At 67.5% G+C, this 12,434-nt stretch carries 10 protein-coding genes; all 10 read right to left on the bottom strand.

The features are described from left to right. Positions 1 to 57: 57 nt before the first annotated feature. Positions 58 to 1,113, bottom strand: coding sequence for an ABC transporter ATP-binding protein (locus ACIRPP_RS13375; RefSeq protein WP_403641358.1), 1,056 nt, complete (start codon positions 1,111 to 1,113; stop codon positions 58 to 60). Next, positions 1,106 to 2,089, bottom strand: coding sequence for an ABC transporter ATP-binding protein (locus tag ACIRPP_RS13370; RefSeq protein WP_403641355.1), 984 nt, complete (start codon positions 2,087 to 2,089; stop codon positions 1,106 to 1,108). Before ACIRPP_RS13370 ends, ACIRPP_RS13375 begins: the two co-directional genes overlap by 8 nt. A 9-nt stretch (positions 2,090 to 2,098) precedes the next feature. Beyond that, positions 2,099 to 3,085 (bottom strand): ABC transporter permease, encoded by a 987-nt coding sequence (locus tag ACIRPP_RS13365; RefSeq protein WP_192230703.1) that lies wholly within the window; start codon positions 3,083 to 3,085, stop codon positions 2,099 to 2,101. After that, positions 3,078 to 4,001: an ABC transporter permease gene (locus ACIRPP_RS13360; RefSeq protein WP_164333027.1), complete on the bottom strand. Its 924-nt coding sequence runs from the start codon at positions 3,999 to 4,001 to the stop codon at positions 3,078 to 3,080. The genes ACIRPP_RS13365 and ACIRPP_RS13360 overlap by 8 nt, the downstream gene beginning before the upstream one ends. 7 nt (positions 4,002 to 4,008) lie before the next feature. Further along, complete coding sequence (locus ACIRPP_RS13355) at positions 4,009 to 5,646, bottom strand: ABC transporter substrate-binding protein (protein WP_403641351.1); 1,638 nt, start codon at positions 5,644 to 5,646, stop codon at positions 4,009 to 4,011. 214 nt (positions 5,647 to 5,860) lie between these two features. After that, positions 5,861 to 7,009, bottom strand: coding sequence for a dipeptide ABC transporter ATP-binding protein (locus ACIRPP_RS13350; RefSeq protein ID WP_403641348.1), 1,149 nt, complete (start codon positions 7,007 to 7,009; stop codon positions 5,861 to 5,863). After that, positions 7,002 to 8,057, bottom strand: coding sequence for an ABC transporter ATP-binding protein (locus tag ACIRPP_RS13345; protein ID WP_403641345.1), 1,056 nt, complete (start codon positions 8,055 to 8,057; stop codon positions 7,002 to 7,004). The genes ACIRPP_RS13350 and ACIRPP_RS13345 overlap by 8 nt, the downstream gene beginning before the upstream one ends. A gap of 12 nt (positions 8,058 to 8,069) precedes the next feature. Continuing rightward, positions 8,070 to 9,035 (bottom strand): ABC transporter permease, encoded by a 966-nt coding sequence (locus ACIRPP_RS13340; protein ID WP_403641342.1) that lies wholly within the window; start codon positions 9,033 to 9,035, stop codon positions 8,070 to 8,072. Further along, positions 9,028 to 9,957: an ABC transporter permease gene (locus tag ACIRPP_RS13335; protein WP_403641339.1), complete on the bottom strand. Its 930-nt coding sequence runs from the start codon at positions 9,955 to 9,957 to the stop codon at positions 9,028 to 9,030. Before ACIRPP_RS13335 ends, ACIRPP_RS13340 begins: the two co-directional genes overlap by 8 nt. Before the next feature lie 135 nt (positions 9,958 to 10,092). Next, positions 10,093 to 11,724: an ABC transporter substrate-binding protein gene (locus ACIRPP_RS13330; RefSeq protein WP_403641336.1), complete on the bottom strand. Its 1,632-nt coding sequence runs from the start codon at positions 11,722 to 11,724 to the stop codon at positions 10,093 to 10,095. Positions 11,725 to 12,434 lie beyond the last annotated feature (710 nt).

Genomic DNA, 12,434 nt, shown 5'->3' with positions numbered 1-12,434 from the left:
TCGTCCGTCCACATATCGGAACCGGGTCGCCCGAGTTGCGTCCGCGTTAACCCCGTGTCAGCCCTGCGGCCGGTCGTCGGGGCGCTCCTCCGGCGGCACCACCCGCTTCTCCTCCGCGAAGTGGCAGGCGGAGTCGTGGGCCGCCGGGCCGCCCACCGCACGGAACGCCTCGGGCACCGTGAGCAGCGGCACCTCCACCGCGCAGCGCTCCCGGGCCTTCCAGCACCTGGTGCGGAACCGGCAGCCCGAGGGGATGTTGGTGGGTGACGGCACGTCACCCGTGAGGATGATCCGCTCCCGGTGTTCCCGGGCCTCGGGGTTCGGCACCGGGACGGCGGAGAGCAGGGCCTGGGTGTAGGGGTGGGTGGGGTGGTCGTAGATCGCGGTGTCGGTGCCGGTCTCGACGATCCGGCCGAGGTACATCACGCCGACCCGGTCGGAGATGTGCCGGACGATCGACAGGTCGTGCGCGATGAAGATGTACGCCAGGTCGAACTCGGTCTGGAGCCGGTCCATCAGGTTGATGACCTGGGCCTGCACCGACACGTCGAGCGCGGAGACCGGCTCGTCGGCGACGATGATCTCGGGGTTGAGGGCCAGGCCGCGGGCGATGCCGATGCGCTGGCGCTGACCGCCGGAGAACTGGTGCGGGTAGCGGTTGATGTACTCCGGGTTCAGGCCGACGACGTCCAGCAGGTCCTGGACCTTCTTGCGCCGGTTGCCCTTGGGCGCCACCTCGGGGTGGATCTCGAAGGGCTCACCGATGATGTCGCCCACCGTCATCCGGGGGTTCAGCGAGGTGTAGGGGTCCTGGAACACCATCTGGATGTTGCGGCGGACCGCCTTCAGCGCGCGCCCCGACAGGCGGGTGATGTCCTCGCCCTTGTAGCGGATCGACCCGGCGGTCGGCCGTTCCAGGTTCACCAGCATCTTGGCCACCGTGGACTTGCCGCTGCCGGACTCCCCGACGATGCCCAGCGTCTCGCCCCGGCCGAGCGCGAAGTCCACGCCGTCCACGGCCTTCACGGCGCCGACCTGCTTCTTGAACAGGATGCCCCGGGTCAGCGGATAGTGCTTGACCAGGCCGCTGACCTCCAGAATCGGCTCAGCCATGCAGGCACTCCCTCCAGAAGTGGCAGGCGCTGCCCCGGTCGGCGTCGACGTCGGTCACGTCGTACAGCGGGGGGACGTCGGTGCGGCAGACGTCCTGCGCCATGGGGCAGCGGGGGTGGAAGGGGCAGCCCGGCGGGATGTGCATGAGGTTGGGCGGCAGGCCCTTGATGGCGTACAGCTCCTGCCCCTTCTGGTCCAGGCGCGGGATCGAGTCCAGCAGGCCCCGGGTGTAGGGGTGGGCGGGCGCCTTGTAGATGTCGTGCACGGGAGCCGTCTCCACGATCCGGCCCGCGTACATCACGGCGATGCGGTCGGCCACGTCGGCGACCACCCCGAGGTCGTGGGTGATGAGGATCAGGCCCATCCGGTACTCCCGCTGGAGCTCCGCGAGCAGCTCCATGACCTGGGCCTGGACGGTGACGTCGAGGGCGGTGGTCGGCTCGTCGGCGATGATCAGGGCCGGTTCCAGGGCCAGCGCCATCGCAATCATGATGCGCTGGCGCATGCCGCCGGAGAACTGGTGCGGATACTGCCGCACCCGCTCCCGGGCCGCCGGGATGCCCACCCGGTCCATCAGCTCGACGGCCTTGGTCCGGGCGTCCTTGCGGGACATGCCCCGGTGCACGGTGAACATCTCGCCGAGCTGGTCGCCGACGGAGAGCACCGGGTTCAGGGAGGACAGCGCGTCCTGGAAGACCATCGCCATCTCGGCGCCGCGCACCTTGCGGCGCTCGTCCTCCTTGAGCGTCAGCAGGTCCCGGCCCTGGAACAGCACCTGCCCGCCGGTGATCCGGCCGGGCGGGACGTCGAGGATGCCCATGATCGCCTGTGCGGTGACCGACTTGCCGGAGCCGGACTCGCCGAGCACCGCCAGCGTCTCGCCCTCGTCCACGCCGTAGCTGACGCCGTTGACGGCCTTCGCGACCCCGTCCCGGGTGCGGAACTCCACGTGCAGGTCACGCACTTCCAGCAGCATGACGGCGGTTCACCTCAGCTTTGGGTCGAGGGCGTCGCGCACCGCGTCGCCGAGCATGATGAACGCCAGGACGGTGATCGCCAGGGCCCCGGAGGGCCACAGCAGGGCGTGCGGGGCGTTGCGGATGTAGGGGGAGGCGGCCGAGATGTCGATGCCCCAGGAGACGCTGGGCGGCTTCAGTCCCACGCCCAGGTAGGACAGCGTGGCCTCCAGGGCGATGTACGTGCCGAGCGCGATGGTGGCGACGACGATGACCGGCGCGATCGCGTTGGGCGCGATGTGCCGGAAGATCAGCCGGGAGTTGGACGCGCCGAGGGCGCGGGCGGCCTGCACGTAGTCGTTCTGCTTGGCGGTGATGACGGAGCCGCGGGCGATGCGGGACAGCTGCGGCCAGCCCAGCAGCACGATGAAGCCGATGACCGGCCAGACGGTGTTGCTGGTGATCACGGACAGCAGCACCAGCCCGCCGAGGACGACGGGGATGGCGAAGAAGACGTCCGTGATGCGGGACAGGACCGAGTCGCCCACCCCGCCGAAGAAGCCGGCCAGCGCGCCGAGGACGCTGCCGAGGACCGCGACCCCGAGCGTGGCGAGCACGCCGACCGCGACGGAGGTGCGGGCGCCGTAGACGGTGCGGGTGTAGACGTCGCAGCCCTGGCCGTCGAAGCCGAAGGGGTGCCCCGACTGGGAGCCCTCCTGAGCCTTCGACAGGTCGCACTTCAGCGGGCTGCCGGAGGCGATCAGCGAGGGCCACAGGGAGATGACGACGAGGAACAGGATGACCAGCGCGGAGATGATGAACACCGGGTTGCGCCGCAGGTCCCGCCAGGCGTCGGACCACAGGGAGCGCGGCTTCGCCTGCGGTCCGGTGCCCTCCGGGCCGCCCGGGGTCTTCTCCAGGGTCTCCGCCTCGTCCATGCCCAGGTCCATGGTGCCCCCCATCCCGGTGTCGGTGATGGCGTTGTCCTCGGGTTCGTGATGGTGCTGGTCAGGCATAGCGGATCCTCGGGTCGAGTACGGCGTAGAGAAGATCGACGACGAGATTGCAGACCAGGAAGACCAGCACGAGCACGGTGACGAAACCGACGACGGTCTGGGTGTTCTGCCGCAGGATGCCCTGGTAGAGCTGGTAGCCGACGCCGTGGATGTTGAAGATCCGCTCGGTGACGATCGCGCCGCCCATGAGGAAGCCGACGTCGGCGCCGATGAAGGTGACCACGGGGATGAGCGAGTTGCGCAGGAGGTGCCGGGTGATGACGCGCTGCCGGGGCAGCCCCTTGGCGACGGCGGTGCGGACGTAGTCGGAGCGCCGGTTCTCCGCGATGGAGGTGCGGGTGAGCCGGGTGACGTAGGCGAGCGAGACCGACGCCAGGACCAGGCCGGGCAGCAGCAGCTCGTCGAGCGGTGCCTCCGAGGAGACCGACGGCCGGATCCACCCCCACTTCACCCCGAGCAGCAGTTGCAGCAGCAGACCGGTGACGAAGGTGGGGACCGAGATGACGACGAGGGTGAGCACCAGGACACCGGTGTCGACGGGACGCCCCCGGCGCAGTCCGGTGACCACGCCGAGGGTGATGCCGATGACGATCTCGAAGAAGATCGCGACGAGCGTGAGCCGGATGGTGACGGGGAACGCCGTCGCCATCAGCTCGGTGACCTCCTGGCCGTTGAACGCCGTCCCGAAGTCGCCGGTGAAGACGTTCCCCATGTAGGTCAGGTACTGCTGCCAGACCGGCTTGTCGAGGCCGAACTCCTTGCGCAGCTGGGCGGCCGTCGCCGGGTCGCAGCGGCGTTCGCCGCACAGGCCGGCGATGGGGTCGCCCATGACGTTGACCATGAGGAAGATCAGCAGCGTGGCCCCGATGAACACCGGGATCATCTGGAGCAGCCGCCGGAGGACGTAGCGTCCCACGGCGGGCTCAGCTCACCTTGATCTGGTCGTACACCGGGACGCTGAACGGGTTGAGCTTCACGTTGGACAGGCGCTCGGACCAGCCGGCGCTGCCGTTCTGGTACCACAGCGGGATGGCCGCCATGTTGTCGCGGACGACCTCCTCGGCCTGCTTGAACAGGTCGACGGCCTTGGCGGTGTCGGTCTCCTGGTTGGCCTGGTCGACGAGCTTGTCGAAGTCCTTGTTGGACCACTTGCCGTCGTTGGAGGAGGCGTTGGTGTAGTAGAGCGGCTGCAGGAAGTTCTGGATCAGCGGGTAGTCCATCTGCCAGCCGGCGCGGAACGGGCCGTTCATCTTCTGCTGGGTGATCTGGTTGCGGAAGTCGGCGAAGGTGCCGACCGGGTTGCCGGTGCAGGCGCGGTCGTTGTCCAGCGCGTTGTTGATGGAGTTGCACACGGCGTCGACCCATTCGCGGTGCGAGCCGGTGTCCGCGTTGTAGGTGATGGTGACCCGGCCGCCGGGCAGCCCGCCGCCCTCCTGGATCAGCTTCTTCGCCTCGTCCGGCTTGTACTCGCAGCCGTCCCCGCACAGGCCCTCCTGGAACCCGCCGTCCTCGCCGAGGACCGGGGAGGTCCAGTCGGTGGCCGGGGTGCGGGTCTTCTGGAAGATCGTGTCGGTGATCTGGTCGCGGTCGATGGCCATCGACAGGCCCTTGCGGACCTTCTCCATGCCGGGCTTGTCCCAGGCCGGGTCGTAGAACGGGAAGGCGAGGGTCTGGATGATGCCGGCGGGAGTGTTGAGGTAGCGGTCGCCGAGGTCGTTCTTGACGTTCTTCAGCTGGGCCGCAGGCACGTCGTCGACGAGGTCGAGGTTGCCGGCGATGAGGTCGGTGTAGGCGGTGTTGTTGTCGGTGTAGACCTTGAGGTCGACGCCGCCGTTCTGCGCCTTGTCGTCACCGGGGTAGTCGTCCCACGTGCGCAGGGACATCTGCGAGCCCTTGGTGTACGAGTCGACCATGTACGGGCCGTTGCCGACCGGCTTGGCGACCCAGGCGGCGTGGTCGTCGAAGAACGCCTTGGGCAGCGGGGCGAAGGCGTTGTAGCCGAGGGTGTCGGGGAAGGTGGAGAACTTCTGGCTGAGCTTGACCGTGAAGGTGCGGGCGTCGACGACCTTCAGCCCCGACATGGTGTCGGCGGTCTGCGCGCTGCCGTCCTCGGGGTGGACCTCGTCGTAGCCCTCGATGTAGCCGAAGAAGTAGGCGTTGCGCTGGTTGTTCTTCAGGCTGGCGCCGTAGTTCCAGGCGTCCACGAAGGACTGGGCGGTGACCTTCTCGCCGTTGCTGAAGGTCCAGCCGTCCTTGACCGTGATCGTGAAGTTCTGCGAGTCCGAGGTCTCGATCTTCTCCGCGAGCATGTCCTGCGCCTCGCCGGTCTCCGGGTCGTAGCGCTTCAGTCCCCGGAAGATCATGTCGAGCACCTTGCCGCCCTGCACCTCGTTGGTGTTGGCGGGTTCGAGCGGGTTCTGCGGGTCGCCCCAGGAGGCGCTCAGGACGGCACCGGCGTCGCTGCTGCCCCCGCCGTTGCCGTCCCCGCCCCCGCAGGCGGTCGCCGCGAGGGCGACCACCACCGCGCAAGCGACCCATTTGGCGTGCGTGGCTCCGCGCATGGAGTGCCTCCTCGTAACTACACAGTCGTGCGCTGATCCTTTACCGGCCAATATCGGGGCAAAGGGTGCGCGGCGCACCTATGCAGCGCCTGTACGGGGGCGACTCCAGCCGTATGTACGTATGCGGGCGGCCTCGGGGCGCCCCCGCACACGCCGGAACCCGGCGACCCCGTGACGGGGTGCCGGGTTCCGGACAGCGGTGACCGACGGGGCGTCAGGCCGCGTGGACCACGTTCTTCTCCTCGGCGAAGTGGCAGGCCGAGTCGTGCGCCGCCGGGGAGTCCGTGCCCTTGAAGCGCTCGGGGACCGCCAGCAGCGGGACCTCCTGGGCGCACTTGTCCTGGGCCTTCCAGCACCGGGTGCGGAACCGGCAGCCCGAGGGCGGGTTGGCCGGGGAGGGCACGTCACCGGTGAGGATGATGCGCTCGCGGTTCTCGCGGGCCGACGGGTCGGGCACCGGGACCGCCGACAGCAGCGCCTGGGTGTAGGGGTGCGTCGGGTGGTCGTAGATCTGCGTGTCGGTGCCGATCTCGGCCATCTTGCCGAGGTACATCACGCCGACCCGGTCGGAGATGTGCCGGACGATCGACAGGTCGTGCGCGATGAAGAGGTAGGACAGGTTGAACTCGTCCTGCAGCGCCTCCATCAGGTTGACGACCTGCGCCTGCACCGACACGTCCAGCGCGGAGACCGGCTCGTCGCAGATGATGATCTCGGGGTTCAGGGCCAGGCCGCGGGCGATGCCGATGCGCTGGCGCTGACCGCCGGAGAACTGGTGCGGGTACCGGTTGATGTACTCCGGGTTCAGGCCCACCACGTCCAGCAGGTCCTGGACCTTGCGGCGGCGGTCGCCCTTGGGCGCCACCTCCGGGTGGATCTCGAACGTCTCGCCGATGATGTCACCCACCGTCATCCGGGGGTTCAGCGAGGTGTACGGGTCCTGGAACACCATCTGGATGTTGCGGCGGACCGCCTTCAGCGCGCGCCCGGACAGCTTGGTGATGTCCTGGCCCTTGTAGAAGATCTCGCCCGCGGACGCCTGCTCCAGGTTCATGAGCAGCTTGGCCACGGTGGACTTGCCGCACCCGGACTCGCCCACGATGCCCAGGGTCTCGCCCTGGTACAGGTCGAAGGAGATGCCGTCCACGGCCTTCACCGCGCCGACCTGCTTCTTGAACAGGATGCCCTGGGTGAGGGGGAAGTGCTTCACCAGGTTGCGGACCTGGAGGATCGGCTCACCGCGCTCCACCGGGGCGTCGAGTGCGGCGACCTCCTCCGCCTCGGTCCCCGCCTCGACGACATCCACATCGGAGACGTTCGGCGTGGCGTCGACCGGCTCGTCCTTCTTGCTGAGCTCAGCCATGGATCGTCTCCTTCCAGAAGTGGCACGCCGAGGCACGGCCGACCAGTTCGGTCCCGTCGGGCTCGGTCACCGGGTGCAGCGGCGGGATGTCCGTACGGCAGACGTCCTGCGCCTTCGGGCAGCGCGGGTTGAACGCGCAGCCGCTCGGGATGCGCGTCAGGTTCGGCGGCAGCCCCTTGATCGCGTACAGCTCCTGGCCCTTCTGGTCCAGGCGCGGGATCGAGTCCAGCAGCCCCTTGGTGTAGGGGTGGGCCGGCCTCTTGTAGAGCTCGTGCACCGGAGCCTGCTCCACGATGCGGCCCGCGTACATCACCGCGATCTTGTCCGCGACGTCGGCGACCACGCCAAGATCGTGGGTGATGAGGATCAGACCCATGTGGTACTCGCGCTGGAGTTCCGCCAGCAGGTCCATCACCTGGGCCTGGACCGTCACGTCGAGCGCGGTCGTGGGCTCGTCGGCGATGATCAGGTCGGGCTCCAGGGCCAGCGCCATGGCGATCATGATGCGCTGGCGCATACCGCCGGAGAACTGGTGCGGGTAGTCGCTCACCCGCGCCGCGGCGGCCGGGATCTTCACCCGGTCCATCATCTCGATGGCCTTGCGCTTGGCGTCCTTCTTGGACAGGCCCTGGTGCACCCGGTACATCTCGCCGAGCTGGTAGCCCACCGAGAGCACGGGGTTGAGCGAGGACAGGGCGTCTTGGAAGATCATGGCGATCTTCCGGCCGCGGATCCGGCGCCGCTCCTCCTCGGACATCTTCAGCATGTCCTGGCCGCGGAACTTGATCTCGCCCTGCGGGATGCGGCCGGGCGGCATGTCGAGGATGCCCATGACCGCCTGCGCGGTGACGGACTTGCCGGAGCCCGACTCACCGAGCACGGCGAGCGTCTCGCCCGCGTCGACGGAGTAGTTCACGCCGTTGACGGCCTTGGCGACGCCGTCCCGGGTGTGGAACTCCACGTGCAGGTCACGGACTTCCAGCAGCGGCCCGTCGAAGCCCTCGGCCCTCGGCTCGAGGACGGCGTCGGTCTTGTCGATGATGCTCACGTAACGCCTCCCTCAGCGCGACTTGGGGTCAAGGGCGTTGCGGACCGCATCGCCGAACATGAGGAACGCCAGCACGGTGATGCTCAGCATCGCGGCGGGGAAGAACAGGACGTACTGCGCGACCCGCAGGTAGTCCTTGCCCGCCGAGATGTCCTGGCCCCAGGAGATCGAGTCGGTCAGACCGATGCCCAGGAAGGACAGGGTTGCCTCGGCCGTGATGTAGCCACCCAGCGCGATGGTGGCGACGACGATCACCGGGGCGACGGCGTTCGGAAGGATGTGCTTGAACAAGATTCTGCCCGTGCCGGCGCCGAGCGCCTTGGCCGCGGTCACGTAGTCGGCCTGCTTGACCGTGATCACCGAACCGCGCATCACGCGGGCGATGGAGGTCCAGCCGAGGACGGCCAGCGCGAGGGCGACCACCGGGACCGACCGCTCGGCGAACGTGTTCAGCACCACCATGGCGCCGAGCAGGAAGGGAATGCCGAAGAAGACGTCGGTGATGCGGGACAGCAGCGAGTCGAACCAGCCGCCGAAGTAGCCGGAGACGAGGCCGACCAGACCGCCCAGCAGGGTCACCGCCACGGTGACGATGACACCGACGAGGATCGAGGCGCGGGTGCCGTGCAGGACGCGGGCGTAGATGGAGCGGCCCTGGTGGTCGTAACCGAGCCACTCGGCGGAGAAGAGGTGTCCCAGCTCGGGCTTCTGCAGGTAGTGCTTCGTCAGGTCGCCGTCGCGCGGGCTCACCGACCCCGAGATGAACAGGTCCGGGACCGCGGCGATGATCAGCAGCAGCAGGATCAGGGCCGTGGATATCAGGAACATCCAGTTGTGGCGCAGGTCGTGCCAGGCGTCGGACCAGAGGCTGCGCGGCTTGCCGGGGGCGGGGCCGGCGTCCGTGTTGAGCACGGCGTCCGGTGTGGTCGCGGCCTGGGCGGCCACGGCGGTGTCTGTTTTCGAGGCCAGCTCAGGCATAGCGAATCCTCGGGTCCAGGACCGCGTACAGCAGGTCGACGATCAGGTTGACGAAGAGGTAGATGAGGACCATCACCGTGACGATGCCCACCACTGTCGCGCCCTCGCGCCGGCTGAGCGCGTCGTACACGAGCTTACCGATGCCCTGGACGTTGAAGATGCCCTCGGTGACGATCGCACCCGTCATCAGGTTGCCGATGTCGATGCCGAGGAACGTGACCACGGGGATCATCGAGTTCCGCATCAGGTGCATGGAGATGATGCGGCGCCTCGGCAGGCCCTTGGCGACGGCGGTGCGCATGTAGTCGGCGCGGAGGTTCTCGGCGATCGACGTCCGGGTCAGCCGCGCCACGTACGCCAGGGAGAGCGAGGCCAGGACGATCGCGGGCAGGAACAACTGCCCGAAGTTCATGGAGTCCTGGACGGTCGGTGTCACCCAGCCCAGTTGCATGGCGAAGAACCACTGGAACAGGAAGCCGAGAACGAACGACGGCATCGAGATGAGCAGGAGCGTGACGACGAGCACGCTCGTGTCGGTCTTCTTACCGGCCCGCATGCCCGAGATGATGCCCATCGACACGCCCACCAGGACGGTGAAGACGAAGGCGATGATGGTCAGCCGGACCGTGACGGGGAAGGCCTCGCCCATCACTTCGGCGACCGGTCGCCGGCTGGCGATCTGGGTACCGAAGTCACCCTGCGGCAGACCGGCGAGGTAGTTGATGTACTGCTGCCAGAGCGGCTTGTCGAGCCCGTACTCCGCCTTGATCGAGGCGATCTGCGACGGGTCCACCGACTGTTCTCCGTACAGCGCGCGCACGGGATCGCCGGGGAGCGCGTACATCATGAGAAAGATCAGCAGTGTCGTCCCGATGAAGACCGGGATCATCTGGAGCAGTCGCCGCGCGACGTAGCGCCCCATGGTTCCTCCATGTTTGTCACAGCGGGAAAGGCCGACGGGTGTTCGCTCCGTTCCGGAGACTCACGCCCGTCGGCCCCCGCCGGCACGGGGTGACGGCCCCGGATCGGGGACCGTCACCGCGTGCGAACTGTTCGATTACTTCTTCAGGACCTCGATGTCCGTGAGGACGGGGTCACCGTTGTTGTCGAACTTCACGTTCTTGACGTTGGTGGAGTAGCCGAAGTTGGCCTTGTAGTACCAGAGCGGGATGGAAGGCATCTTCTCGAACATGGCCTTCTCCGCCTCCTGGTAGGCCGCGATGGCGCTGTCCAGGTCCTTGGCGTTGTCGCCCTTCTTGAACAGGGCGTCGATCTCCTTGTCGGCGAAGCCGGACGTGTTGCCGTCCGCCTTGGAGCCGTACAGGTCCCGCATGAAGTTGACGTTCAGCGGGTAGTCCTGCACCCAGCCGCCGCGGTACATCGACTTGACTTCCTTGGCGTCACGCGCGTCCAGGTCCGTCTGGAAGTCCGGCTTGGAGTCGCCGACGCAGTCGACGCCGGTGGCCTGGCGGATGCTGTTGCAGACCGCCTCGACCCACTCCTTGTGACCGCCGTCCGCGTTGAACTGGATGGTGATCTTGTTGCCGGGGACGCCGCCGCCGTCCTTGATGTACTGCTTGGCCTTGTCCGGGTTGTAGGTGAGGATGTCGCCGGCGACACCCGCCTGGTAACCCGCCACGCCCTTGGCCGCGAAGCTGCTCGCGGGCTCACGGGTGCCGTTGAGGACGGTCTTGGTGATCGTCTCGCGGTCGATCGCCATCGACAGGCCCTGCAGGACCTTGGGGTCGATGTCCTTCCACTGCTTGGTGTAGAAGGCCGGCGTGATGGTCTGGACGGCGTTGTAGTCCTGGTCCACCGCGCGGTCGCCCAGGTCCGCCTTGCGCTTGGGCAGGTCCTTCGGACCGATCTGGCGGATGACGTCCAGGTTGTTGGAGAGCAGGTCCTGGTAGCCGGCCTCGACGGTGGTGTAGTTCTTGAGGATCACACCGCCGTTCTTGGGCTTGTCCGCGCCCTTGTAGTCGGCGTACGTCTTGAGCTCGATCTGCTTCTTGTGCTCCCACTTGACGAACTCGTAGGGGCCGTTGCCGACCGGCTTCTCGCCGAAGGCAGCCGGGTCCTTGAAGAAGCCGGAGGGGAGCGGCGACCAGACGTCGTAGCCGAGCTTGTACTCGAAGTACGGGATCGGCGAGGACAGCTCGATGGTGAAGGTCTTGTCGTCGACGACCTTCAGACCGGACATGGCGTCGGCCTTCGGGTCACCCTTCTCCGGGTGGACGTCCTCGAAGCCCTTGATGTCCGCGAACCAGTAGCTGTTCGTCTGGTTGTTCTTGATGTTGGCGGCCCAGTTCCAGGCGTCCACGTAGGACTTCGCCGTCACGGCCTCGCCGTTGTGGAACTTCCAGCCGTCCTTGAGGGTGACCGTCCAGACCTTGTTGTCCTCGGTCTTGATGGACTCGGCGTTCTCGTAGACGATCTTGCCCTTGTCGTCGAAGTCGACAAGCTGCGAGAACACGGCCTTGATGACCTTGGAGCCGTTCGACTCCTTGGCGTTCGCCGGCTGGAGCGGGTTCTGCGGCTCCCCGACGTCAACCGAGAAAATCCCCTTCGGGTCGACCGCGGCGTTGCTGTTGTCGTTGCCGCTGTCACCGCTTCCCCCACCACAGGCGGTCGCGCCCAGCGCCACAACCGCGGCTATCGCGACCCACTTGGCGCTCTTGGCACCGCGCATGGGTTCCTCCTCATGAGTCCATTGGTTCACCGCAAAGGGGAGCACACGACACATCACCGTCCACCGCCCGTCGCCGGTGCCGGAGATTGTCAGGTGCCCCCGTGCTCGTGAGTCGGCGCCGTCAGCGCGTGACCCGTTTTCCCGAGCTCTACGCGCCTAACTATCTGCCATGCGCCTGGGCCGAACCACACCCACGAGGTCTCGGTTCGATCACAGCTCGGTCCTACATCTTCCAAAATCCGGACAAAGGGTTTGGTGAAAGATCCCTGCGAAACGGACTTGTTACACATCTATCGGAAGCGGGCGTCCGCTATGCGGACGCCCGGGAGAGAAAAATCGATTGCGCGTAACCTGACCGCGGCGCAGGGTGCCCGTGAGGGCTGCCGTGCACTCAGCGCGCTTGCCCCGTACGGCCGTTGACCGTGGGGGCACGGATCGGCGGACATACGGACGGCCACGCGCGCCGTCCGGCAGCAGGGTAGTGCGAAAGGGCCGCTCGGAACGGGTTCGCAGGGCGAATCGAGGGTTTTCCCCCTACCCCCTGTGCGGGCGCCGTTCACCCGCCCGTCGGCCGGCCGACACCCGCGGGACGGAGACCGGCCGCACCCACTGAGGCCCACGTCACATCAGGGGCCTGTGGGGCGCGACTTCGGCCGGCGCGGGATGTCACGCCGGGCTCGGGCCGCACGCTCACGCCGGGCTCGGGCCGC

This window comes from Streptomyces sp. NPDC101219, from assembly GCF_044767675.1.
Taxonomy (GTDB): domain Bacteria; phylum Actinomycetota; class Actinomycetes; order Streptomycetales; family Streptomycetaceae; genus Streptomyces.
The sequence above is the reverse complement of the archived record's forward strand: the minus strand, read 5'-3'. Positions and strand labels throughout refer to the sequence as shown.